23 protein-coding genes and 1 pseudogene are annotated in these 26248 nt (G+C 40.3%); 10 read left to right on the forward strand and 14 right to left on the reverse strand.

Annotated elements, in window-relative coordinates:
• Positions 1-13: 13 nt before the first annotated feature.
• Complete coding sequence (locus AU255_RS17215) at positions 14-841, forward strand: MOSC domain-containing protein (RefSeq protein ID WP_080524119.1); 828 nt, start codon at positions 14-16, stop codon at positions 839-841.
• An 86-nt stretch (positions 842-927) separates the two neighbouring features.
• Here the strand turns inward: AU255_RS17215 and AU255_RS17220 are convergent, their stop codons facing one another.
• The 4 genes from AU255_RS17220 to AU255_RS17235 all read right to left on the reverse strand — a co-directional run bounded on the left by AU255_RS17220 (position 928) and on the right by AU255_RS17235 (position 6040).
• Positions 928-2118 carry a hypothetical protein gene (locus AU255_RS17220; RefSeq protein ID WP_080524120.1) on the reverse strand — a complete coding sequence of 397 codons (1191 nt, stop codon included), beginning with the start codon at positions 2116-2118 and terminating at the stop codon, positions 928-930.
• 100 nt (positions 2119-2218) lie between these two features.
• The gene (locus AU255_RS17225; RefSeq protein WP_080524121.1) at positions 2219-3004 is read right to left on the reverse strand and encodes an outer membrane lipoprotein-sorting protein; all 786 of its coding nucleotides are present in this window, start codon (positions 3002-3004) and stop codon (positions 2219-2221) included.
• A 148-nt stretch (positions 3005-3152) separates the two neighbouring features.
• The gene (locus tag AU255_RS17230; protein ID WP_080524122.1) at positions 3153-5450 is read right to left on the reverse strand and encodes an efflux RND transporter permease subunit; all 2298 of its coding nucleotides are present in this window, start codon (positions 5448-5450) and stop codon (positions 3153-3155) included.
• A complete protein-coding gene (locus tag AU255_RS17235; RefSeq protein WP_080524123.1) occupies positions 5450-6040 on the reverse strand; it encodes a TetR/AcrR family transcriptional regulator in 591 nt (196 codons plus the stop codon). Before AU255_RS17235 ends, AU255_RS17230 begins: the two co-directional genes overlap by 1 nt.
• Before the next feature lie 130 nt (positions 6041-6170).
• Here AU255_RS17235 and pdxA point away from each other — a divergent pair, with 130 nt between their 5' ends.
• The 3 genes from pdxA (at position 6171) to AU255_RS17250 (ending at position 8865) form a co-directional block, all read left to right on the forward strand.
• Positions 6171-7178, forward strand: a complete 1008-nt coding sequence (pdxA, locus tag AU255_RS17240) for a 4-hydroxythreonine-4-phosphate dehydrogenase PdxA (protein WP_408606498.1) — start codon at positions 6171-6173, stop codon at positions 7176-7178.
• Positions 7179-7210: 32 nt separating this feature from the next.
• The gene (gene rsmA / locus AU255_RS17245; protein ID WP_080524125.1) at positions 7211-8011 is read left to right on the forward strand and encodes a 16S rRNA (adenine(1518)-N(6)/adenine(1519)-N(6))-dimethyltransferase RsmA; all 801 of its coding nucleotides are present in this window, start codon (positions 7211-7213) and stop codon (positions 8009-8011) included.
• A gap of 77 nt (positions 8012-8088) precedes the next feature.
• The gene (locus AU255_RS17250; RefSeq protein WP_080524126.1) at positions 8089-8865 is read left to right on the forward strand and encodes a hydroxypyruvate isomerase family protein; all 777 of its coding nucleotides are present in this window, start codon (positions 8089-8091) and stop codon (positions 8863-8865) included.
• A gap of 133 nt (positions 8866-8998) precedes the next feature.
• Here AU255_RS17250 and AU255_RS17255 read toward each other — a convergent pair whose 3' ends face one another.
• From AU255_RS17255 to AU255_RS17265, 3 genes are all read right to left on the reverse strand, one after another.
• A complete protein-coding gene (locus AU255_RS17255) occupies positions 8999-9742 on the reverse strand; it encodes a lipase family protein (RefSeq protein ID WP_080524127.1) in 744 nt (247 codons plus the stop codon).
• Positions 9743-10112: 370 nt separating this feature from the next.
• Complete coding sequence (locus AU255_RS17260; RefSeq protein ID WP_233144722.1) at positions 10113-10520, reverse strand: hypothetical protein; 408 nt, start codon at positions 10518-10520, stop codon at positions 10113-10115.
• Between the two features lie 98 nt (positions 10521-10618).
• The gene (locus AU255_RS17265) at positions 10619-11143 is read right to left on the reverse strand and encodes an ester cyclase (protein ID WP_080524128.1); all 525 of its coding nucleotides are present in this window, start codon (positions 11141-11143) and stop codon (positions 10619-10621) included.
• Between the two features lie 630 nt (positions 11144-11773).
• Here AU255_RS17265 and AU255_RS17270 point away from each other — a divergent pair.
• From AU255_RS17270 to AU255_RS17280, 3 genes are all read left to right on the forward strand, one after another.
• Positions 11774-13024 (forward strand): ISL3 family transposase, encoded by a 1251-nt coding sequence (locus AU255_RS17270; protein WP_080522378.1) that lies wholly within the window; start codon positions 11774-11776, stop codon positions 13022-13024.
• Positions 13025-13613: 589 nt separating this feature from the next.
• Positions 13614-14552 (forward strand): protein-methionine-sulfoxide reductase catalytic subunit MsrP, encoded by a 939-nt coding sequence (gene msrP, locus AU255_RS17275; RefSeq protein WP_198942685.1) that lies wholly within the window; start codon positions 13614-13616, stop codon positions 14550-14552.
• Positions 14552-15169, forward strand: coding sequence for a protein-methionine-sulfoxide reductase heme-binding subunit MsrQ (locus AU255_RS17280; protein ID WP_080524130.1), 618 nt, complete (start codon positions 14552-14554; stop codon positions 15167-15169). The genes msrP and AU255_RS17280 overlap by 1 nt, the downstream gene beginning before the upstream one ends.
• A 110-nt stretch (positions 15170-15279) precedes the next feature.
• Here AU255_RS17280 and AU255_RS17285 read toward each other — a convergent pair whose 3' ends face one another.
• Positions 15280-15729 carry a hypothetical protein gene (locus tag AU255_RS17285; RefSeq protein ID WP_080524131.1) on the reverse strand — a complete coding sequence of 150 codons (450 nt, stop codon included), beginning with the start codon at positions 15727-15729 and terminating at the stop codon, positions 15280-15282.
• 416 nt (positions 15730-16145) lie between these two features.
• Between AU255_RS17285 and AU255_RS17290 the strand changes: the two are divergent.
• Positions 16146-16688 (forward strand): annotated as a pseudogene (locus AU255_RS17290) (IS1 family transposase); the annotation flags it as partial.
• Positions 16689-16881: 193 nt separating this feature from the next.
• Here the strand turns inward: AU255_RS17290 and AU255_RS17295 are convergent.
• A complete protein-coding gene (locus tag AU255_RS17295) occupies positions 16882-19401 on the reverse strand; it encodes a sensor domain-containing protein (protein ID WP_080524132.1) in 2520 nt (839 codons plus the stop codon).
• An 894-nt stretch (positions 19402-20295) separates the two neighbouring features.
• On the opposite strand from AU255_RS17295, the gene AU255_RS20925 reads away from it, so the two are divergent.
• Together AU255_RS20925 and AU255_RS20930 are read left to right on the forward strand one after the other, a co-directional pair.
• Positions 20296-20934: a transposase gene (locus AU255_RS20925; RefSeq protein ID WP_233144723.1), complete on the forward strand. Its 639-nt coding sequence runs from the start codon at positions 20296-20298 to the stop codon at positions 20932-20934.
• Positions 20935-20955: 21 nt separating this feature from the next.
• Complete coding sequence (locus AU255_RS20930) at positions 20956-21798, forward strand: transposase (protein ID WP_233144724.1); 843 nt, start codon at positions 20956-20958, stop codon at positions 21796-21798.
• 221 nt (positions 21799-22019) lie between these two features.
• Here AU255_RS20930 and panD read toward each other — a convergent pair whose 3' ends face one another.
• The 5 genes from panD to pcnB all read right to left on the reverse strand — a co-directional run bounded on the left by panD (position 22020) and on the right by pcnB (position 26127).
• Entirely contained in the window at positions 22020-22400 is a 381-nt protein-coding gene (gene panD / locus AU255_RS17305; RefSeq protein WP_080524133.1) for an aspartate 1-decarboxylase, read from the reverse strand.
• Positions 22401-22640: 240 nt separating this feature from the next.
• The gene (panC, locus tag AU255_RS17310; protein ID WP_408606499.1) at positions 22641-23486 is read right to left on the reverse strand and encodes a pantoate--beta-alanine ligase; all 846 of its coding nucleotides are present in this window, start codon (positions 23484-23486) and stop codon (positions 22641-22643) included.
• 4 nt (positions 23487-23490) lie between these two features.
• On the reverse strand, positions 23491-24306 hold the full coding sequence (gene panB, locus AU255_RS17315) for a 3-methyl-2-oxobutanoate hydroxymethyltransferase (protein WP_080524135.1): 816 nt from the start codon (positions 24304-24306) through the stop codon (positions 23491-23493).
• Positions 24306-24794, reverse strand: a complete 489-nt coding sequence (folK, locus tag AU255_RS17320) for a 2-amino-4-hydroxy-6-hydroxymethyldihydropteridine diphosphokinase (RefSeq protein WP_080524136.1) — start codon at positions 24792-24794, stop codon at positions 24306-24308. The genes panB and folK overlap by 1 nt, the downstream gene beginning before the upstream one ends.
• The gene (pcnB, locus tag AU255_RS17325; protein ID WP_233144734.1) at positions 24787-26127 is read right to left on the reverse strand and encodes a polynucleotide adenylyltransferase PcnB; all 1341 of its coding nucleotides are present in this window, start codon (positions 26125-26127) and stop codon (positions 24787-24789) included. Before pcnB ends, folK begins: the two co-directional genes overlap by 8 nt.
• Positions 26128-26248: the final 121 nt, after the last annotated feature.

Genomic DNA, 26248 nt, shown 5'->3' on the forward strand with positions numbered 1-26248 from the left:
TCGGTGTCAAACCATGCCCTTTTTAAGTCAAATTTTTATTTACCCCATTAAATCTCTTGCAGGTATCCAGCTAGACCAGTGGGAAGTCACCCGGAGCGGACTAAAATACGATAGAAAATGGATGCTGGTCGATGAACAGCAGCAGTTTTTATCTCAACGCCGCCTGCCTAAAATGGCTTTGATAAAAACCCGGATTATAGATCAGCAACTTGTTGTTTCTGCGCCTGATCAGACTGACTTAAAACTCGGGCTTGAACCGCCTGTAACAGATACGATACAGGAAGTAACAATCTGGCATGATCAGTGTGCAGCTCAAAAAATTAATCAACAGGCAAGTCAGTGGTTTAGTGATTTTCTAAAATTCCCTTGTTCGCTTGTCTATCAACCGAATGAAAATATTCGTACAGTTGATCAGAAATACGCGCTGGCAAATGATCAGACCTCTTTTAGCGATGGCTTTCCTTTTCTGATTGTTGCTGCGGCATCTTTGGAATTATTAAATCAGCAAATGAATTTAACACTTTCAATGCGCCGTTTTCGTCCTAATCTGGTGATTAGCGATTGCACTGCTTATGCTGAAGATATCTGGCGCAAAATCAGTATAGGCGAGATTTCTTTCAGATTACCTAAACCCTGCTCACGCTGCTCTGTGCCCCAGATTGACCCTGATACAGCGCTTACCGGCAAAGAGCCGCTACAAACTCTGGCACGTACCCGAAAATGGGATAATCAGGTTTTTTTTGGGCAAAATGCATTACATGATAATCCGGGCATTTTACATACGGGAGATCAGGTTATTATTAATGCAACCGGGCCGGCTCAGCCGCCGTTAGAGCATTAATAATTGCGGCTTGCAGGAGGCGCCCCCAAAAGCACCGCCCTGTGAGTTGCAAAAGGTATCAGCCATACCGAGTTATCACTCAATACTTAAAAATGATAACTTAATTGAAATCTGAAATGGCTATCATTGCGAAACATATACGCGCGGTCACCAGGTGATGCACCATTAAAAAGACGCGCTTCAACTTCTAATGTGAAACTATCAAAAAAACGCCGGCTGGCTTCAATATTATAAAATTGCGCATACGTATTACTGTCTACAATCACACCTGCCAGAATCTGCGAATCTTGCGCATCATTTAAAGCAAAACGTATTCCGGTAAAAAAATCATCCTGAAAAGCTGTCGGTGCAAAATAGCCGCGACTATCATAGAGATACTCTGCCAGTAATCCGATATCCAGCCCGGTCTCACCGATATTAAAAAAGGTATATTCTAACCCTGCCACCGTTGCAAATGTTGTATCAATCTCACTCACGCGTACAAACATTTCCAGCTTTAATAGCCAGCTTTCGATCGTTGCCTGTACATCCAGCCCGGTTTGATTGATGTTCTGATAATAAGGTATGATCGAGACCTGCCCTGCTGCATCTTGTTCCAGCAGAAAAACCGGATCACGACTGGTACCATAAAAATTAGATAAACCGATATCCCAGTCGCCGATAGAATGTGACCAGCGTATCGCATAGGCCATTTGCCTCTCAAAGCCATTTTTATCAAATTTCGCCTGACTACCCTCTACTGCGGGTTGGCTTCTTGGCCTTCCTTCCACGCCTTTAAATTGCATTTCCCGGAAACCCGGCAATAAAAACAAATCGATGGTTCCCCAATCCTGGATCCAGGCAAAATTAATCATTGGCTGCCCAAGCTTTTCTTCACCATCAATATTTTCCACCATATCGCGCTGATTAATGATATTAACCAGATGAACTGACTCAGTAACACCCCAAAAAACTTTGCGAATTCCCAGGCGTAACTCCCAGGTTTCCGCCGCTTTCACCCAGGTCAGTTCACGTATATCAAAATAGGTGCTATTACTGTCATATTGAGTGCCCCGGAAATAAGGCACAAAAGCAAATATCTGATTGCCATTATCCCACTCATGATAGAGTTCAGCTTCTATGACGCCCGACAGGTAGTTCATGTATTGCCGGGAATCCAGGGGCTGATCATAAAAGACCGTATCTTCGATCCCGACATAGCCTGATAGCTCCCAGGCACTAAGTGGCTTAATCCATAGCAGACATAAAACCAGCCAATAGCATTGCTTATTTTGCACTAAACATCTCTTGAACTGTTATTCTCTATGGACAATTAGAATGTCGTGCAAGATTCTTTGCCAGGCAAAAGAATCCTACACAACTTACGCTGTTTAAATATTATCGTGAACGCTTTAAAGTGCTTTGATCAAAATTACGTTCTGTTAAACCCGTACGGAAAGTGTAGTTTTCCCAAAGTAAAATGGTACTTTTACCTGTTAAATGATTTTCCATAAGTGATTTTCCTGCACGCCAGTATTGTCCTAAATATTGCTGATAATCGCTAAATGTCTGTGTTTTTAACAGTGCATTTTTACGGTCATAATAATCAATTCTGATTGGAATATAGCGTTCTTTATCTACCCAGACTAAACTGCGAGCATAGCCCGAGTGTTCGTATTGCGGCAATGTTTCAATCACAAAGCAATCAATACCATCAATTACTTCATCACGCAGATAATTATATTTATATTTTTTTAACTCAAATGAGGTTAAATCTTCAAAGGCAAATTCACTGCCCAGAAATGGCCCCGATTTATTGCTGGATGATATCCGTTTGACCCTTTTAAGGGCCGGCAAATACAACCATTGCTCATCCGCTTCCAATGCATGTGTAAAACTTAAAAAGGCAGTGCCTTTTACATCTTTAGGGCTATCAAAAATACTTAAACTTTTATCCCCGTCATCCTGCATTTCCAGGGTAGTCATTTTTAAATTACGTACATGCTCATCGCCATTTTTATTTTTAAGTATCATCTTCATGTCGGTGGCCATGTCCCCCCAGCCTAAATCACGCTTATCCACTTCCTGCATGATTTCCAGCCCTTTTTGTTCACTTGTTACTTCCTCTGCAAAGCTGATTGCTGGCAGCAAACAAAATAATAAACTAATAACTATTTTTTTCATTTTCTCTTTCTCCTAATCAAAAACAAGGTGAGCGGACTTCGCAGTCTGCTAAAATTAATGATGATCTGCGTTCGCTTAATATCGAATACACAATCAGTTTTTTGGGTGTACTTGCCAGAATTGACCACCAAATTCCGTCCAACTTTATCTAGCCAGGCTTTTTATCCAGCGTCATCAAAATAGGCGGTAAAAATAAAAAGTCCATTATCAGCGCAACCGCAATGGTAATCGCTGTCATTAAACCCATTCCACTATTCATCAAAAAGGACGAAGTTGAAAGCACGATAAAACCACTGACTAAAACCAGCGAGGTCACCCATAATGCCACGCCCACAGTAGAAAACGCATAACGTACAGCTTCTTCTGAAGATAAGCCTTTTTCAACTTTGGCACGGCGATATTTACTAATAAAATGCACCGTATCATCGACCACGATGCCAATTGTCATACCGGTTACGACTGATAGCCCTAACCCGACCTGACCATCAATTAAACCCCAGATTCCAAATGCCATCCCGGCAGGTATCAAATTGGGTATCAAGCTGATTAAGCCTAATTTAAAAGAGCGAAATGCAGCTATCAAAATCATAGAAATTAAGACTAACGCAACGAATGAACCGATTAACATGCGAATAATATTACGCTGGCCGATATGCGAGAACATTAATACCGGACTAGCGGCATTAATAGTATATTCACTTAAATTCAGCTCTATCCAGTCATGGATGCGTTGTTCAATATCCAGCATTTGATTCGTGGATAAGTTTTTCAGACTGGCAATCACTCGTATACCTGATTTATCAATATTAATCTGATCGTTTAAATCCAGTCCGTAAGGTAAAGACATTTCATACAGCAATAAATACTGTGCCGCTAAATCTCGCTCTTCTGGCAATTTATACCACTCCTGCTGATCGCTATGCATATTCTTATTTAAGCGTTTGAAGGTATCGGTAATGCTATTTACATGCGCGACTTCAGGCTGTTGCAGTAGCCAAAGCTTGAACTGTTCAATTTTCGCTAAAAACCCCGGCTCACTTATGCCCCCTGTTGAACCCGTATCGATCGAAAGTTCAATATTATAAATACCGCTTAAATTATCATTTAAAAAATCAGCTGCACGTCTGAATTCAATACTTTCATCAAAATATTTTACAAATTCATCATTAATTTCATTACGCGGAATAAAACTCATTAAAACCACAGCCAATAGTGTATTTCCTACTAATAAGGATTTCCTGTGATTAATGACAAATGAGGCAAGATGCTGCATCGCAGAATTATCTAATTCATCTTGTTGTTTAACGCGGACAGGTAATAACGTCATTAATGCCGGCAATAAAGTAATTGACAAGACAAAAGCGATCAATACTCCCAAGGCGACTATATTACCTAAATCCTTGAACGGAGGCGCATCACTAAAATTCAGACTCAAAAATCCTATCGCCGTTGTGACACTGGTTAACATGATAGGCTGAAAATTAATACGCAAGCTTTCCTGCATGGCCAGTTTTTTTTCATGTCCCAGGCGCATATTATGCAAAAAAGTGATTAATAAATGCACACAATCAGCGACTGCCATAGTTAAAATAACCGTGGGAGCCATCGCCGAGGTCGGTGTTAATTTTACACCTGCGTAAATCGCCAAACCTAAAGCGCTAATAATTGAAAAAACGATCAGCAAAATAACGCTCAATGTTGCAGTAAAAGAACGCAAACAAAAGATTAATACCAGTAAGACAATACCGTACATAAGAGGAACCAATCTGGAATTATCTTTCAAGGCAGCTTCACCAAAAGCATTATTCATCATCACCAAGCCACTTAGATGCAAGGTCAAATCAGGATGCTTTGCACTAAACTCTGTCGTCATATCTCGTACTACAGTAGCAATTTCCATCGCTTCCATCGGATTGGTACCCGGCAACTGCATAGTGATATTAACTCCGGATACATGCCCTGTTTTAGATACTAAACGATCTAACAGTAAAGGCTCGTGCAAGGCAACCTGCCTGACATATTGCAGTTGTTCATCGGTCATTTGCAGTGGCTGGATGATTAAATCAGCAACAATCAGATCATCTCCCTCGGCAATAGTATGCTGGAAATTACTAATCGAATCGACACGGCTGGAATAAGGTAATTGCCACCCTGCTTTAGTTAATTCCACAATGGCCTGCAGATTTTCCCTGCTAAACATATCGCCGCTCCTGGGCTCAACCAGAATCATCACATTATCACTTTTGCTATAGGTATTCTGTAACGCATCAAAAGCTAATAACTGCGGGTTATCTTCTCCAAAAAATACGCGATAGTTATTAGTAAATTCCAGTCCTTTTATCCCGGCTCCACTAAGCCCAATAAAAATTAAACTCAACAGTAAAACCCACCATGGATGATTAACAGTAAACGCCCCTGCTCCGTTTGATAAGGTATTTTTTTTCATCAAAAACTTCCTTTAGATTTAATTCCACTGATTAATAGATTCAACACATGATCGGCAATAAAATCCACCTGCTCATGCTCTGCCTGCCAGCCTGGCAAATGTCTGCTTAGTGGTTGCATTTGAATAATATCGCAAACCAGAGCAATCACACTTAATGCGCTAAAGTGAACCTGTTGTTGTGAGCCACTGATTTGTTCAATGACGGTCATTAGCTGATTAAACTGTACCTGAAAAACTTCTTTCGCCAAAAGCTGCATGCGCTCATCATCTGCATCAAGCAACTCTCTTTGCATAAAACGTCTAAAGTCAATATCTGTTGTTAACACCTCGATTAGACATCTAACGAAGCTGCCGAGTTTTTCTTCTGCCCCTAGCTCTGCTTGCCACACTGCATCAAATGCATTTGCCTGTTTAGCAAAGGCAAAATGCATGGCTTGCAGATATAAAGCCTGCTTATTGGGAAAATGATGATAAACAGCAGCAGTGCTCATATTTGCCGACTTTGCGAGATCTCGCATAGACACGCCATCAAAACCTTGTTTAGAAAATAGCGTCACCGCTATCTGTAGTATATTTTCTTTTGTGCTCACAATGCTTACCTAACGTTCGTTCGGGCTGCATAATATATTATTTTTATGTGTTGAACAACTGAAATTATTATTTATGCAGGACCGCGCATTTGGGTTTGATGCTAAAATATAATGTTTTGATCATTTAATAATTACCGTGTCAACACTTCTCCCCCGCATAGCTGTAACATCAGGCGAACCCTCTGGCATTGGCCCCGACTTATGCATACAGTTAGCACAATATGAACTCGCCTGTGAACTGATTGTTATTGCAGACCCGGAGTTACTGCAACAACGCGCAAAACAACTCAATTTACCGCTGAGTATTAACCTCTTTAATGCGCAACAAAAAATCCAGCAGCATGTCGCAGGCGCATTAACGGTTTTACCCTGCAGTCTAAGTGAGCCGGTAAACTGTGGAATATTAAATAAAAACAACAGCCATTACGTATTACAAACAATCGAACTGGCTACTAAAGGCTGTCTAGATGGATTGTTTGCAGCAATGGTCACCGCACCAGTACACAAAGGAATTATTAATGATGCAGGCATAGCGTTTACCGGACATACCGAATATATTGCCACTATAACTGGCGGCCATCCCGTGATGATGCTGGCAACGGAAGGTTTACGCGTCGCTCTGGCGACAACTCATTTACCGCTATCCGAAGTTAGCAGGGCAATTACTCGGGAAACATTATTAACTGTTATCCATTTACTAGATGCGGATTTACGCCATCGTTTTGGGCTGCAGCAGCCGCATATTTTAGTCTGTGGGCTTAATCCCCATGCAGGTGAAAGTGGTCATTTAGGGCGGGAAGAAATTGAGGTGATTGAGCCAGCTCTAGATCAATGTCGTCTAGACGGTATTAGCTTACAAGGCCCACTCCCTGCAGATACTTTGTTTACTGCTAAATATCTGGATAAGGCTGATGCTGTACTGGCGATGTATCATGACCAGGGATTACCCGTTTTAAAATACAAAGGCTTTGGTAAAGCAGTTAATATTACCTTAGGCCTGCCCATTATCCGTACCTCGGTTGATCATGGTACTGCTTTAGATCTGGCCGGTACCGGTAAAGCAGAAGTTAGCAGTCTGGTATTCGCATTGCAAACCGCGATACAGATGTCTGCCAGCTCAGAAACGGCTACTCAATAAGTTATATTTTTAGCACTTGATGACAATACACTATGGCACATAAAGCACGTAAACGTTTTGGACAGAATTTTTTACATGACCAGTATATTATTGACAATATTCTAGGCTCGCTTTTTTATGACCAGGACCAGCACTGGGTAGAAATTGGCCCGGGACAAGGCGCATTAACCGAACCTTTATTGAAAAGCGGCGCACAACTTGATGTCGTTGAATTAGACAGAGATTTAGTACGCTTACTGCAGTATAAATTTAAACAGTACAGTAATTTAACCATTCACAGCTCAGATGCATTAAAGTTTGATTTTTCATCTTTAGCGAAAGCGGATGAAAAGCTGCATATTTTAGGCAACCTGCCCTACAATATTTCTACGCCGTTAATGTTTCATCTGCTGGAAAATACCCCGCGTATTGCAGATATGACTTTTATGCTGCAAAAAGAAGTTGTGGATAGAATTTGTGCCGACCCCGGCAGTAAGAAATATGGCCGGCTTAGCATTATGATGCAGTACTACTGCGCGACGGAACATTTATTTGATGTACCGCCTGAAAGCTTTAATCCAGCGCCCAAAGTAATGTCTTCAATCGTTCGCCTGGTGCCGTACGAACAACTACCGGTTATGGTAGATTCGGTTAAAATGTTGAATACCGTGGTCACTACCGCCTTTTCACAAAGACGTAAAACCTTACGTAATTCACTGAAAAAATTAATTACTGAAGCTGATATTACAGCATTGGATATAGACCCTACTTTACGCGCAGAAACTATTTCATTACAGGATTTTGCGAAGCTTAGTCATTATATAAATCAAAATCCGCTGGAAGAAGTTTTGTAGGGCGGATTTTAATCCACATGCCAAATAACATCTACAACAGCAGACTGAAGTCAGCTTTATAGCAATAGGCAATCCTCATGCTCCGTTTTTCCGCAAATTTAAGTGTATTATTTACAGAAGTTCCTTTACAAAGTCGCTTTCAGGCAGCAAAAGAACAGGGATTTAACGCCGTAGAAGTTCAATTCCCTTATGAATTAAGTGCGAACACTATTCATCAAGAACTGGCTAAACATCAATTACAACTGGTGCTGTTTAATGTGGCTGCAGATGATTTATTACAAGGCGGCGAAGGCCTGGCATCAGTACCTGAGAAACAACAGCAGTTTAAGCAATCCGTGACTGAAGCAGTTGCCTATGCAAAAATCCTCAAGCCCAATGCCATTAACATTTTACCCGGCCGTTGTCTGAACAAGACCAGGCTTGCTATATATCAGCAGACTTTTAAAGAAAACCTGCGTTACGCTATTAATGCTTTCTCGCCCCTGGGTATCAAAACAGTGTTTGAAGCGATTAATACCGTCGATATGCCTGATTTTATTATCCATAGCAGTGAACAGATGTTTGCTATTATGCAGGAAATAAATCACCCGGACTTATTAATGCAATATGATATTTATCATATGTTAATGATGCAGGAAGCCCCTGCAAACTTTATTACGCAATATGCCGATAAAATAGGCCATATTCAATTTGCCGATTGCCCAGGCAGGCATCAGCCAGGCACGGGCAATATGGATTACCAGCAGATATTTTCGATTATCCAAGCATCACCATATAAGGGCTGGGTAGGTGCTGAATACAAGCCGTTAAGCAACACACTGGCGTCGCTTAACTGGTTTAAGAATCAAGAGTAATGTCAATCTCCTCCAGAGAGCATGTTGATTTTTAGTAGCGATTAGTCACAAGAATAACGCTATGCTTCACCGCAAAAATAAATCGGAGGAACCATAGCCACGTAGCTTTGTTTTTCCGAGTGAAAACAAATTGTTATGCTAAGTTACATTCAACCTTTTGAGGTATTTTATGCGCAAGTTCCGAAAGTTTTGGGTCATCCGTTGCACACCTTAATATCCCTTCGGCCAATAAATCTGCCCTGTGATTACTTATACCATTGTAATTGAAGTGTGTTTGTACGATATCCTTTGCTGGAATAGTTTTTAAAAACTTAGGATATACCTTACGAATTTTCTGTAAAACATCACCTTCTTGAAAAATGACTTTCCTAGTTGCTGGAGATGAATGATTTTTTATTCCATCAAATACACGGGGAGAAGAATTAAAAACATACGCATCTATTCCTTCCCACAAGGAAACAGATAAGGCCAAACCTCCACCAAGGGAATGCCCTGTTAGCACAACCTCGCGATCAGGGTGATGTTTTATATATTCCTTTACATGCTTTTTTGCGCTTTTATATGGAATTGATATACCTACAGCAAAATTACCATTTACCCAATCAATTTTCTCGTCTGTACCCTTGAATGAAATAACCGTTTTGTTCTCATCATTATTTACCCAAATATCATATTGAAGGTTAGAAAATATTTTTCCTACCCATGAAGGCGTATAAGAGTTTTCTGATGTTGTGTTGCCCTCTAAATCAACCCGAACCCAACCAAGATCCTCAATTGGAAAGTATGTTCTATCCTCTTTCATATAAGCATTGGAAGCCATCATTGCATATAGCGCATATTTTTTTGCTAGTGCTTTATCTAAATCAATAGATCTCATAATAATACTCCTCTATGTTAATCTTTAAGTATAACGACCAAGCTGTGCAACGCAATTATTCGGGGTCAAGTAATCGGGGGCAAGCAAATATTCGGTGTCAGCGTAACATTTATGTTTCATCACCATCCCGTTTTCTTGGCCTTCCCGGTTTTCTTACCGTGACTTGTTGATTGATCAATGCTTCTATATGCTTCTATTTATGATGTAACCCGCTCGCTTCCAGTTGCTTAACCGCTCATGTTTTGATTTCCCAAAACTAGATATTCTGGATGTAGTGTTTGTAATTCACTATCCATGTCCCCTGCATTGATAGCATTGCTCGACCAACTATAGTCACTGAAGTCATCAACCATATCAGCCCTGACTGGATTTAACTCCATTTAACGATGCAGTTCAAGCAGGTATCGCTCACTTTGCACCAAACAAGACTTAAAACGACTTTCCCACAACGTGCCGCTACGCTGGTAGGTATGGTTATTATAATAACGAACAAACCGGCAACCGATTGATTGCACCAAACGACTGATAGCCTTCTCTTTCCAGGGATACACAGCAGATACACATAGTTTGTCAGCATCACCCAGGTATGGCCATCGACCTGATGCTTCATAAACAACTTCTTGAGTCCATTGAAATATGCCTTCATATCTTCTTCACGGGCAAAACAGACCTGCCTGTTATTCCCTCTTTGTAGGATATGTTGCGGTACTCCAACAGGGGTGACTTGCCTTAGCCTTGCCATTACATCATCTAATTTACGATACCAAAAGGTAAACACATAGCAGATTAATATTCTTCTGATCCTAATTATGCTTTACTAACTGGTGGTTGACCTACCTTGTCAGTAAACATGTTGGGCTGCATGTGACTACGAAACTAGATATCACGTAACGGTAACTTCGGGTTGAGAACCTTTTGAGCACCCTCAGCACCACACACGGGCAGACCTGTCGGATCCAGCAGACCAAGCTGCACCAATACACTCGCCTGATCCCAATAAATATGTTCATGTGCGATCTTGCCGCTCTCAAACTTTACAATTACTACAAATGCTACTTCTACCTTCTTTCCTGTGGGCAAAACACCAGGCAGCATCCACTCGATAACCGTGGTGTGCGTAAACCTGATTACCAATTCATCCACGATTTGATCTTCTCCGATAGTGCGCGAAACAGCAATCATTTCAACATCAGGCGGGAAGAATTTCCCCACTAGATGATTTGTGTAAAAATCACGTACACTCTCCCTTCCCACTCCTCCGGTGATGAGTGGTACATTAATTAAATGCGGGTGGTCTGTCATTGTGGCCATCGTAGTTTCTATGTCGCCCTCAAGCTCCGCATTTACGTGCTGCTGAAACAGTTCAAGCATTGCTTCTTGCGACGGTGTCAATTTGTGCATTATTCGCTCCTTTCTAAAAATATTACGGCAATTCCGGATTGACAAGGAATTCCACTAAGTTATGCCTAAGTAGAAACTTGCCCAATAAGCTAGCCGGTGTCAGTTCTAATATTACAACATTATTGGGATTCATATTTCTTCACCGCCCGACTCATTGTCATATAGTGAACTTTAAAATATCTGCCTCTTTCCGCCATTGTATATGCTTCAATTGAATAAGTTTTTGCCATCGCCTCATTACGCTGAGAATATCTTTCCTGATAACCTAAAAGCATTAAAGCAACTGCCTCTTATACGCTTTGGGTAATTTAGCGTTATTTTCTGGTTTTTCCGCTGCTTGTCGATACTTACCAACAGACACCTCACTACCAAGAAACATCTGGTGTTTAGTTTTTGCTTTGGGATCAGGTAAGCTTTTTCATTGCAAAAGGAACTGCTGATAAGCTGCAATGCATATTAAGTCCAAAAAACATGCTTCTTTTTGCACTAAAATTGCTTTGTAACACCCTTGAAATAAATGGCTCTTCCCGACTTCGCGGGGTAGTCACTATATGTAGTATATTGCTATTTGATTATTTAGGTGCAGGCTGGGTATGATAGCCATCTTTTTAGACGGCAAACTTTAAATAAATGAACCCGATATTGTTACAAATTCCTTTGGATTTACCCGATGTGCAAATAGAGGCATTTGATACTGAGTCTAAAAAAGGAATTATTATTAAAGTCCAAAGTACATGCAAAGGCACAACTTGTCGGCAATGCCATCAGCCTATCGATAAGTTTTATGGCTATGGCAAAGAAATTACGTTACGCCATTTACCGATCTTTGAACAGTCCGTCTGGATTAAGATCAAACCGAAGCGTTACCAATGCCCTTATTGTGATCAAGGCCCGACAACCACTCAGCGCTGTAGTTGGTATGATCAAAAAAGCCCACATACTAAAGCCTATGAACAGTGGATATTGCGCGACCTAATCAATAGCACAATAACCGACATCAGTATCAAACGTGGCATTAATGAAGCGGCTGTTGAAGGCATTATTAATCGTTATATTCGTCAAGAAGTGGATTGGGAGACAATAAAAAGCCTGCCATTACTTGGACTTGATGAGATTGCGTTAAAAAAAGGACATAAAGATTTTGTTGTTATCATTTCAGGGATCAATGAAGGCGGAGAAAAATGCATTTTGGCCGTATTGCCAAATCGCAAAAAGGAAACAGTAAAAATATTTCTACAAAGCATTCCCGTGGAAATTAAAAGAACAATACAACGTGCCTGCGTTGATATGTATGACGGCTACAGTAATGCAGTGTATGAGGAACTTCATGGCGTTGAGGTTGTGGTTGATCGATTCCATGTGACCAAAAGCTATCGAGCCTGTGCAGACAACGCAAGAATAAAAGAGATGAAAACACTGAAAAAGACGCTTTCTAGTGAGGATTATGCCCAACTGAAAGGCGTGATGTGGTTATTCCGAAAATCACTCTGGGACTTGAATGAAGAGCAACAAATTAAATTAATACAACTCTTTAATTATGCGCCAGAGCTTAAGCAAATTTATATTTATCGGGAAGCATTGACGGGTATTTTTAACCGACCTTTAAGTAAAAGTCAGGCAGAAGCTGAGCTAAATTCATGGGTCGAGCAGGTTAGAAATCTGAAGTTGGACTGTTTCAACTCATTTATAGTGACCTTACAAAACTGGCAGCATGAAATCACTAATTATTTTCTTCGCCGTGAAACCAGTGGTTTTGTAGAAGGACTGAATAACAAAATTAAGGTGATCAAAAGACGTTGCTATGGCATTTATGATATAGGGCGTTTATTTCAGCATATTTGGCTTGATGTCGAAGGCCGACGTTTATTCGGATATGCTTAACACTATATGTTGTGGTCACCCCGCGAAATCGGGAAGAGCCAAATAAATGCTCACGTTCACATTATCGACGATTAAAAGCCTGAGTAAATAAGCCACTTATCTGACGCACCCCACTTGATAAATTACCGCCAACAACATCCATTAGCAAATGATGATGGTTCGTCATTTGACAATATCCATGAATCACTCAGTTAATGCTATTTTTCACGCCCCAATATACTCAGCTATAGTACCTGCCCTCACTGTTTAGGTATATATTCTCACGACGATCTCCACGCGAAGTGACATAAAACAGTGCACCTGAAAATACTAATCTTAAAGATCTAGCCATGTGTTTAAAAATAGTATAAATGTTGTAACAGTAGAACTGATCTCATTTCCAATTTTGATAAGGTAACAAGGCGTTCCTGTGACCTTCAGAAACAACGCCAATAAGAAAGCAGATTTTCGACGTGGTAAAAAGTTGAGGGGCCTCAACCCCCTTTAATCATTTCGTCACAGCCAAACCTCGTGACATTGCTAAATACAGTTTTTCAATATATATTTAGAGCTTATACAGAAAAATGTAATCAAGGAGTCAATTGTGTTAATCAAGGAACAGTCATCTATTTTAAACAGCGAAATCACTGATAAAGCGATTTTTCTCAATCGCCGCAAAATCATCAAAGCGGCAGCCGGAATTTCTCTTGCTTCATTACTCCCTGGCTCAGCGCACGCCCAAACTAAAAAATATGCTCAAGTACCAACAGGGCCTTATTCTGCAAACCTGCCCGTAACTAGCAGCGAAGATGCAAAAAATTATACCAATTATTACGAATTTAGCACGCACAAAAAAGACTCTACCATTTTAGCTAGGCCCCTACAAACGAGTCCTTGGGCAATAAAGGTAGAAGGTGAAGCAGAAAATACAGGAAATTTTAATTTAGAAGATATACTTAAAAACAACCCTCTGGAAGAGCGCATATATCGCTTTCGCTGTGTAGAAGCCTGGTCTATGGTTGTACCTTGGATAGGCTTTCCCTTAGCTGCAATGCTGCAACAATTTAAGCCCACATCAAAAGCCAAATTTGTCGAATTTACCACGCTATATAACCCAGAAGTGATGGTCGGCCAAAAGAGTCAATCCCTAGATTGGCCATATGTAGAAGGCCTACGCATAGATGAAGCGATGCACCCCTTAGCTTTTATGGCTGCAGGCATGTATGACGAAGAATTACCCAAGCAAAATGGCGCACCACTACGCTTAGTTGTGCCCTGGAAATACGGATTTAAAAGCATTAAAGCTATCGTTAAAATTCGTTTTAGTGAAACTATGCCAGCCACTGCGTGGAATAAAATGGCTGCCGGAGAATATGGATTTTATGCCAATGTAAACCCTAACGTCCCTCACCCGCGCTGGAGTCAAAGCAGAGAACGCATATTAGGTGCCAGTATTTTCACGCCTAAACGTAAAACAGAACTATTTAATGGCTATGGTGAACAAGTTGCTTCGCTTTATACTGGTATGGACCTGAAAAAATACTTCTAATGCCACTTTCAAAAAAGAGCTGGGCGTGGATAAAAATGACTGTTTTTGTTCTTAGCCTGGCGCCCTTTCTACTTTTAGTAAACGACACACTGCAAAATCAATTGGGTGCTAACCCGATTGAAACTTTGCACTTTACATTAGGCGACTGGGCATTGCGCTTTCTTTGCATAGGTCTTGCGCTCACGCCTTTAAAAAAACTACTACACCAAAGCTGGCCAATACGCTTTCGACGCATGCTGGGCTTATTTGCTTATTTTTACGCCTGTCTACATTTTCTGGTTTATATCGCTCTGGACTTATCGTTTTCATGGGAAAATTTTATCGATGAAGTCCCTCAAAGCCCTTATATCTTAGTGGGTTTGTTCACTTTTATACTGCTTACACCACTTGCACTTACCTCAACTAAAGCCATGCAAAAGCGCCTGGCAAAGCGCTGGATTCAATTACATAAACTCGTTTATTTAGCAGCGATCAGCGCGGTCATTCATTATTTATGGCTGGTCAAATCAGACTTAAGCGAACCGCTTTTTTATGCAGCTATCATCTCCATATTATTAGGCTTTCACCTGCTTATTTATTTCAAAAAAAAATTTCAAATATTCGGGATCAGAGCCTGAGCCATTCCCACTAAATTACCTTTAAAAACAATATGGTATATAGTTTACTCGTTCTCAAACAGTGCATAAACAGGGTCTACTATCTGATTTTCACTAAAAAAACTCCATATCTATCCCTGCCCATTATGACTGCTGCCTGGTTCAGTGGGTTGATTTGTTACGTGTTTATTTATCTTCATCTCAACAACGCCATCTTTTTCGTTAAGTAATTTAATTTTATAATTCAGTACATTTATTTCAGAGAAAACGTCCTTCTCTGCTAATGCCGGTAAGTCATAATCAGAAATGGGGAAGGCACCTAAATCTTGATTATCTTTTGTTATGAAAAGCTCAATAATGAGTACTCCTCTCCAAAAACAAGTGACGTTATCAGGACATCGAGAATCTTCAATAATTTTTTGAAATTTTATTTCTAAATTTTCTGATTCTATCTGAACAGTTTGACCAATTGTGAATTGAAAGGGGTTATCTAAATTAGCTTGAATATAATCATCTGAAAAGGCTAATGAGGAAAATAAGAAAAAACCGATAAAAATGCTGAACATGCTTTTATTTTTCATTTAATTAATTACACATAACGTAAAAATAACGGGGTTATCAAGTTGATTTTGTAGTTAAAAAATCAAGAAAAATCATCAAGTTTGCTTCCCTTATAATGCTCAATTGCAAGACTTGACCGTAATTTCCCTTAAGCCAAAATGTTGGAATTCTCATCTCAACCGTGCTGAACCTATACCAGCAGCTTCAAACAGGGCATTACACTCGAGTTCCAGAATACCGCCTATTATTTTAGTTTGTCGAAATGGTGTACGGCGAGCCACTTCTTCAGCCCGGATATCAATTTGCGGTGGTGGGTTAAATCTGTAATTCGTGCCAATATTAGGCTAATGAAGTAATTTATTGCATAATTTTCTAAATGACATGTTATCAAAAAATTATCTGAATTGTCTGCACGAATTATAATTGTAACACCATAATGAAATCGGGTAAAAACACACGTAATGAACAGCGATATCGCTGTCAAAATAATAAGTGTACGACTAAAATCTTTATGCTAGATTATCGCTATAAAGCTTGTAAGCCAGGCATCAAAAAAATGGTCACTGAAATGGCGATCAATAGTAGTGGAGTTAGAGATACAGCACGGGTTCTCGGCATTAACAAAAATACAGTCATCAGCATCCTAAAAAATAAAGACAACCCTCTGGATGTTAGGCTGGAGTTGGTCTGTGACGAAGCTGAAATAAATGAACAGTGGTCATTTGTAGGAAAAAAATCAAACCAACGTTGGCCATGGCATGCCTTTGATCATGCAAGCAATGCTGTGATCGCTTATGTCTTTGGCAAACGTAAAGATACTGTTTTTAAAGAGCTAAAATCTTTACTGACTCCTTTCAATATCAGTCGGTACTATACTGATGATTGGGGCGCTTATGAACGACATTTAGAAACAAAAGAGCATGAAATTGGCAAAAGAAATACACAAAAAATTGAGCGCAAGAATCTCAACCTTAGAAGCTGAGCTATGCGTTTGACGCGTAGATCTATCTGTTTTTCAAAGTCAAAAAATTGCATGGTATTGTGATTAGATTATTAATCAATAAGGTGGAATTTGACCGAGATATTCATGCTTAATAACAGATTTGACTCACCACCTAATGCTTGATCCTGTTTTTCCCAAATGGCTATTTCTGGCTCAGTTTAAATGTTCGTTAACTGATAAGGTTAACAAATTCGGCGTTAACCAGAGGACTACTAAAATAATAGCCCTGATAAAATTCACACCCTTTAAGTTTTAGTTTACTGAACTGTTCTACTGTTTCGACCCCCTCAGCGATAACCTGCATATCTAACTTATTCGCCATCGCGATTATTGTTTCAACAATAGCCTCATCATTAGTATCAAGCAAAATATCGCGGATAAATTGCCGATCAATTTTAAGCTGTTGAAAAGGAATGTCTTTCAGGTAGGCCAACGAGGAATAGCCAGTTCCGAAATCATCCAGGGAAAAATGGATTCCCAAGTCATTCAGGTATTTAAATTTATCAATGATAATTTCTATTTTATCGATAAAAATATTCTCAGTTACTTCCAGCATTAAAGATTGGGGAGATACACCGACTCCCTGCAGTATTTTTTTTACTTCGTCCACGAAGCTTTGCTGTTTGATTTTTTTGGAGCTGATGTTGATTGCGATATGACCGAAGCATAAGCCTGCTTCCTGCCATTCTTTCAAATGCTGACATATTTTTTCAAGCACCCATGTATCTATCAGCGTAATCAGGTTACTCTGTTCGGCAATGGGAATAAATGCTTCGGGTAAAATCATACCTTGTTGTGGATGATTCCAGCGCAGTAACGCTTCGGCGCTGATATAAGTGCCATTATTTGCAAATTGTGGCTGGAAAACTAGTTCCAGCTGGTTTTCAGCCATTGCTATTCGTAACTGGCTTTCTATCTGGATTCTGTGATCAGCTTTTTGTTGCATTGCCACATCGAAAAAACTGATTAAATTCTTGCCTTCATGTTTGGAACGATACATTGCAGTATCTGCTTGCCGCATAACATCCAGTGCGGATAATTCACCATCCGGGTAAATACTGATACCCATGCTGGATGAAAAATTCATTGAAGTATTATTTAGAATATAAGGCACATTGAGTTCCCGTAATATTTTGTGAGCCACAATCATTGCTTCATCTGATGCTTGCCCTGCCTGCTTATGAGAGGCGTGCAGTAAGATAACAAATTCATCACCACCTAATCTTGCTGGCATATCTTCAGCACGTAAATGTAATTTTATGCGATCAGCAACCAGGCAAAGCAATTCATCTCCTATATGGTGCCCGATAGAGTCATTAAGAACTTTAAAATCATCAAGGTCTAAAAATATCACTGCTCCAAACAGGCTATTTCTATGGGCTACTTTTAACTCTTGTTCTATTCTGTCGGTTAATAAACGGCGGTTAGGTAACTGGGTTAGTGCATCATAGTAAGCGAGTTCCTTGATTTCCATCTCTTTAGCTTTTTGTTCCGAAATATTGCTTGACACTGAAACATGGTGCGTAGTTTCCCCTATGTTATTTTTAACAGCAGTAATACTTTGCATCACAGGATAAATTTCTCCCGATTGCTTACGATTCCAAAACTCACCTTCATAAAATCCTTCTTTTGATATTTGCTCCCATAAATCTTTATAAAAAGATTCATCATGATGTGTTGATTGTAAAATATGAGGATTTTTACCTAACACATCTGCCAATGAATACCCTGACATTTTAGTAAAAGCTTGATTAGCACGAAGTATTTTTCCCTGAGCATCTGTAATCAGAACGGCCTGCATGCTTTCAAAAGTGGTTGCTGCGATTCTTAGATCTGCTTCAGTCTGTTTATAACCGCTAATATCTGTCCATGAACCAAAGGCTTCTTTAACTTGATGATTTTTATCATAGACAATGATCAATTCGTCTCTGATCCAGCAATACGCGCCATTTTTTATCCGAAATTGATATTCATGAACCAAGTGCCCTTGCGCTATTAGGGTCGACATATTTTTAAGTACCTTATCAACATCATCTGGATGTATTTGATCAATCCATAAAGTGTTATTTTGATACCAGTCATCTGGTGTAAAACCAGTCAATTCGGTAATTTTGTCTGAAATAAAGATAACTTTGAAAGGGGACGAGGTATTACCAGCAGGTTTCAAGATATAAATCACTGAAGGGGTAACGGAAACCATATGTTGTAAATACATCTGATTTTTCTCTAGTTCCTGTGTACGCTTCTGAATCTGTTTGTCTAGGTTGGTATTTAAATCCTGTAATTCCTGATTTGCTCTTTGTAGCTGGTGCGGACTGGGAATTTTTAAGACGACAGGAATTAAAGGCCATAAAAATATAGCCGTTACTATTGATACAAGAGCGGTTACCAGTTTGATAATAGAGCTGAGTGCGTATAAAGGAATCCATACATTCACAACTGCGAAAAAATGTGTTGCGCCACAGGAAAAAATAAAGGCCGAAAAAAGAATAAACAACCACTTGTTTTCTAGATCCTTGCGCTGATAGACAAAATAACCGAGGGCAATTGGGATGGATAAATACGCAAGAAAGATAAGCAGATCGGAAACAACAGTTACCCAAAGGATAACAGGTTGCCACTGAAAGCAGAAACCATGTGGCATAAATCCCTGAGTGTTGAAAAGAAAATTTAAAAAACTCTGCAGCATATAATAGACCTTTAATAGTTTTTATGGCGAACTGTCGCATACTGAACTGTCAGTGGAGGATATCCACAGCCCATGACTCTGTTTTCTTAGGCATGAGAATGGGAGAGCTATAGCTTATTATTTCCTTTCCGGTATGGGCGATATTTTATACCATCTCATGTAACTCAAGCTTGTTTTCCTATGAAGAACATGCAGTATTTAAGCAATAGTTTGTTGAATCCACTAAAAGTAACTAGTGTATCAAGGGGGGCGGCTGAGCAAAGTCGATAATTCCAGCGGGTGAAAGTCCCGCTCTGGCAAGGCAGCTCACAACAGATAGTTAACATCGTGCAGGCGGAGGTAACTCCAAATATTAAGCGCGATGAGCGGTAGCCAGCAGGCCGTAAGCACAAGTTGAAGCAGCGCAGAGGGTCAAGGTATTGCAATCAAACTTTTGTCGGTTTCTAGAAAACCTTTAGCGCTTAGAATCAACAACTTATATTTACCTATCAATCAAGTGACCAGTCAACTTAATTCGATATATGCATGATTACAAGACCTTACACCAAACTTTGTTTCTTTCCAAGTAATAAGATCATGAACCTTTTAACCTTGAGACAAAATATGCTCATTTTCTGACGTGAAAAAAGTTAAACCAAAAGAGCTAAACTCGATTTAAATTACTTTTTTTCAATGCCTGTTTCTGTTTTCAAGTTGATGACCATCTTAAATTAAAAAGTCATAGGCTTGCGCAAGAGCTGTGCATAATATCTGATTTTAGAACTTATGCGCCTCCGATGGATAGATGATTTTTTTAATGACAGTGACAACAATGGCTAAAGAGACTGTGAAAGTATTCACTTACTTTAATGCGATATAATATTAGAATCATTAAATAGATCTAAAACTGAAATAATGACTACTCGTCGCTACCAACCCAGCCTCAATCGTCAGCAAGAAATGTTACTGCCTTCGCGTGTTGAGGATTATGTCAGTCAAAATAATACTGTGCGTGCGATTGACGCTTATGTCAATACATTAGATGTTAAGGAACTAGGATTTCAGCACACCGAAACTATTATCACTTCAGGACAACCGCCTTTTAATCCTGCTGCTTTATTAAAACTCTATTTATATGGTTATTTGCAGGGGATTCGCAGCAGTCGCAAATTGGAAAGTGAGACTCGACGTAATTTGGAGGTGATGTGGCTAGTTGAAGGATTGTTACCCACATACAAAACGATTGCCGATTTTCGCAAATGCAATAGTACGGCATTGAAAGCGGCTAATCGTGACTTTTTGTTGCTATGTAAAGAACTGTCCTTATTTGGTGGAGAGACAGTCGCGGTGGATGGGAGTTTTTTTAAAGGCGACGTCAGTAAGCAAGGTATTTACACCGAGGATAAGCTTAAAAAACAGCTTGAGGCATTGGAAAAGAAAATCACCCAATATCAAGATGAACTAGATAAACAGGATACTGCCGATAATAAATTAGATCAAGACTCGTTAAATGAAGATAACAACTTGGTTGAAAAGCTGGCGATAATCAAATAGAAAAAGGCAGAAAAAGAAGCGTTGCAGCAACAGTTAAAAGACCGTGGTGAAAAGCAAATTTCTACAGTTGATGAAGATGCGCGGCTTTTGACCAAACGCGGAGAAACGGTGGCGGGCTATAACGTTCAAATCGCTGTTGATAACAAACACCGTTTGATTGTTGCCGAGGACGTGGTGCAAGACGGTAATGACATGCAGCAGCTTGCGCCGATGCTGGAAAAGGCTCAGAGCATTTTGCAATCAGAAAATCTTGATGGCCTGGGGGACTCAGGTTATTTCAATGGAAGCCAAATAAAAGCCTGTGAAGATCAAAATATCACGGTTTATGTCCCTGTCCCTGATAAGTCTAGGCGCATGGCTGAAAAAGGACGATTAACCCGTGAACAATTTGAATATGATACTGAGCAAGATTGCTATGTTTGCCCTCAAGATGAAAAACTGACTCGACGAGGCAAGCCTTTGCAAAAAGGTGGCAAAAACTATATTCGTTACAAAAGCGATGCCGCTGTTTGTGCGGAATGTCCTTTGCAAAAAAAATGTCTGAGTGAAAAAGCAAAATCAAAACAAATAGAGCGTTGGGAGCATGAAGAAGTCGTTGACCACCACAAGCAACGTATGGCAAAAGATCCCAATAAAATGCGTCAGCGAGCGGCATTAGCTGAACACCCTTTTGGTACATTAAAACACCGAGCAGGCATAAATCACTTTTTGATGCGTGGATTAGAAAAATGCGGTGGTGAATTTGGTTTAATGGTCTTAGGTTATAACTTTGTCCGCGTAATAAACCTGCTCGGCGTCGATTTTCTAAGGGATTATTGCGTCCAACGACAAAAAAATAAATTAAAAAACAGCCAATATGCTTAAAAATAGTGGGAAAAAGGACTTTTTTCTAAGAAAAAACGTCATTTTTAGAAATATATACTTTAAAAGCTTGCAAAACAGGCCCTGTTTTAAAAAAATGGGGATTTAGTGATGAATACTTTCATAGCCTCTAAAGCTATTGCATGCCTGCTTATAGGGGAAGAGTGAAATGTATCGGGAATTGTTTCAATGGCGGAAAAAGCTAGCGCTATTCCGCCCTGCCTTCAGGCCGCCTGAACTGGAATAGAATGACTGGTTCTGACCATTTCGTTTTTGCCATCGAAATAGACCAGGGTGGGCTGGTAATTTTTTAATTCAGCTTCGTTAAGCTCTGCGTATGAGCAGACAATTATAAAATCGCCTGGACAAGCCAGACGTGCCGCTGCTCCATTTATGGAGAAAATACCCGAGCCATCTTCTGCTCTTATGGCATAGGTCGTAAACCGCTCACCATTATTGACATTATATATCTGGATTTGTTCATATTCTCTTATCCCTGAGTAATCCAGTATATGCCCATCAATAGCACAGGACCCTTCATATCCTAATTCAGCATGAGTTACTGTTGCTCGATGTAATTTTGCTTTAAGCATTGTAATTTGCATATCAGTTTATGGTCTAGAGAAATTTCAGAACTGGCAATTATCCCAAATTATCGCAATATTTACAAGCATATGCTATTACTGTCTTTCTAAATACATTTTCTAAGCATTTGATTTTTAATGTAATAGCTAGAAGACATGCTTTATTAATCTTCGGCTAATTGCCGAGATAAAGCGTAATAGTTTATAAATCCTGCAATAATTTAATACCATGCCTTCAGTAAGTCTACATGACTGAAGGAATTAGAGATTCAGGTCTAGTTGTATATTATCAATCAAACGAGTTTTTCCTAGCCGCGCAGCTGCGAGAATAATTAATTGCTCATCCAATTCTGTCGCTGCCTGTAAATCACTCCTCCTGCAAATGGAGAAATAATCAGGCTTAAAACCCTGCTCAGTTAATCTTCGAAGATAGGCTTGTTCTATTTCTGCAAAGCTTGCCTGCTGCTCTAAAACCGCCTGTTTTGCTAGACAGAGTGCTTGATATAATTGCCTTGCCTGTTGTCGTTGCATCCCGTTCAAATGGGTATTACGTGAGCTCATGGCTAGACCATCTGTTTCGCGCAATGTTGGTACCGCAATGATGTCTATCGGGAAATTCAAGTCAGCCACCATGGTGCGGATCACCATCAACTGCTGAAAATCTTTCTCGCCAAAAAAAGCGCTATCGGGTTGAACTATATTGAATAACTTACACACGACAGTTGCAACACCATCAAAATGTCCGGGCCGCGCAGCACCGCAGTGTTTTTCTGTAACCTGACTAACGCTTACTTTTGTGAGCATTTGTGTGGGATACATTTCTTCCCGCTTCGGCATATAGACAATATCAACACCTTCGGACTGTAATTTTTCCAGATCGGTATCTTCTGTACGCGGGTAATTAGCAAAGTCATCCTGCTCATCGAACTGCGTAGGATTGACAAATATACTAACCACCACTCTCTCTGCCTCTGCTTTTGCAGCCTTAACCAGTTGTAAATGCCCGGCATGCAAATTACCCATGGTAGGCACAAATGCAATGCTCTCGCCCGCCAAACGCCAGTGCATAATCTGTGTACGTATACACTTAATACTTTCAATATCCAGCATATTAGAAACTGTGTTCTTGGGCAGGAAATTTTTGCTCCCTTACTTCGGCCACATAAGACTGAATTGCTTCAAGTATAGAGCCTGATTGTTGCATATAATTTTTACTAAAACGTGGTTTTCTGCCTAAACTGATATCCAACATATCGTATAATACCAGCACCTGACCATCACAATGCACTCCAGCACCTATCCCTATAACCGGGATCAAGAGTTGTTCGCTAATTTGCTCTGCCAATGAAGCCGGGATGCACTCCACTATTAACATTTGCGCGCCAGCCTGTTCAACCTTTACAGCATCTGCCAATATCTTTGCTGCATCTTTTTCCAGTTTACCCTGCACGGTATATTTACCTAACTGATAAATTGACTGTGGCAATAAACCTAAATGCGCACAAACAGGAATACCTTGTTGCACCATAAATTCTATAGCTTCAATTTTCGCCCCTTCCAGCTTGACCATTTGCGCGCCACCTTGCTGAATTAATAGCGCTGCATTTTCAGCTGCCTGCAATGGTGTTGCGCTACTCATAAAAGGCAAATCGGCAATAATAAATGCCTGCTGGCGGCCACGGCTTACTATTTGGGTATGATAGAGCATATCCTGCATATTCACCGGCAAAGTACTGGCATGACCCTGTACAACCATGCCTAAAGAATCGCCCACAAGCAGAATGTCAACACCAGCCTGATCTAGCAGCGCGGTAAAACTGGCGTCATAAGCCGTTAAACTGGTTATTTTTTGCCCTGCTTGCTTCATCTGCTGCAAGTCAGCTATGGTTTTTATCTTAGCCCTGGAAACTGTTGAATATTGACTCATCAGAACAGTCTCACTAAGCCACCTAAAGGGCAGGAGGCGACTAAATCAGATATTTTCCCTCGCCCCGGTATCTCAAGTACAGGAGCAATTTCCTGTAAAGGATACAAAACAAAGGCGCGCTCTGCCAGACCATAATGCGGCACTATTAAATCAGGCTGATTAATAATACTCTGGCCATACAGCAATATATCCAGATCCAGCGTTCTTGCTCCCCAGCGTTCATCTTTACGTACACGCCCGTGGTCCAGCTCTATTTGCTGCAAGTTGCGCAATAACGCTATAGCAGACAAATCTGTCTCTATGGCCATCACGGCATTGACATAATCCGGCTGGTCCTTTGGTCCCATGGGGGGGCTGCGATATAAACTGGAAAAAGCATGCTCTGATACTCCCTCCAGACTTGAAATAGCTTGTCGTGCAGTATGTATCTGGGCTTCGGGCGCCGCTAGATTACTGCCTAAGCCTATATAGGCGATTTCCTTAGTCATGCTGTTGGTTTTTTACAGTTGGCTTGCGTCTACGTCTGCGTTTTTTGGGTGAAGTTTTACTAATGCTGGCGATCATCTTTTTTTGTTGAACTTCTGATGCAATCTGAAAATCGGCCCACCAGCTGGCGAGCTCCGGTTCCGCTCCACCGGTTTCGGCACGTAATAGCAAAAAATCATAAGCCGCCCTAAATTTTGGATGGCCTAGCAGGCGATAGGCTCGCGTGCCACTACGATTACTAAAACGAGCTTGCAGACCCCAGATATCACGCATCGCCATTCCAATATATTTAGGAAAAGCGGTACTTTTCAATTGCTGGGAAATAACCTGACTGGATGCCTGTTGAAATGCAATTGATTCTGACATACCTTCAGCCAGATTTATATTAGCCTGATTTTTAACGGCATCCCATAAAAAAGTAGAAATAAGAAAAAAGGGTGCAATACTTTTGCCTTCGGCAATACGTTTATCTGTATTGACCAGAGCCTTAGCAATAAAAAGCTTGGGAAAACCCTGTTCTTCGCTACACAAACTCGTTTCAGCAGCAGGATACAAATGGGCAAATAAACCATAATGACGCAGCATTTCAAACGTTTCTACTGCATAGCCGGATAAAAATAATTTTAAGGCCTCATCTTGCAATCTTGCAGCAGGAATATTAGCCAATAAATCAGCTAACTGAAAAATAGGCTTTTCGCATTCTGCATTGATTGAAAAACCCAGTTTTACAGCAAAACGTACCAGCCGAATCATTCTTACAGGATCTTCTCGATAACGTGTCTCCGGATCTCCAATCAAGCGCATCATTCCGGCACGATGATCATCCATTCCGCCTACATAATCAACAATGGAAAAATCCTTGATATTGTAATAAAGCGCATTAACGGTAAAGTCACGACGAACCACATCTTCTTCTATAGTGCCGTAATTGTTATCACGTAATAAACGACCATCCTGATCAACTTTTTGCAAACCCTGTTCTTCATCACTCGAAGCTCGAAATGTAGCAACTTCAATAATCTCTTGACCATAAAACACATGAGCCAACCGGAAGCGCCTGCCTATTAACCGACAATTACGAAAAGCCCGTTTTACCTGTTCCGGGCTCGCATTGGTCGCGACATCAAAATCTTTTGGTTCACGCCCTAGCAACAAGTCTCTGACACAACCACCCACTAAATAAGCATCATAGCCTTCATTTTTCAGACGATACAATACTTTCAAGGCATTGCTACTGATTTGGCTGCGCGAGATATTATGTTCGGAGCGTGTATAAATTACCGGTTCTAAACCCTGCGTAATTTGCACCTCCGATGAAGGTCCAACGTCATGCAGATTCACGTTTTGCGCTTTATTTATTAATCTTTTAAAAAAACTTAAAATTTTTCTCTTCCTTTATTATCTTAATCAAGAAGCATTATTTGACTGCTAAAATCTTCTATCAAGACTTATTATT

The organism is Methyloprofundus sedimenti, assembly GCF_002072955.1.
Lineage (GTDB): Bacteria > Pseudomonadota > Gammaproteobacteria > Methylococcales > Methylomonadaceae > Methyloprofundus > Methyloprofundus sedimenti.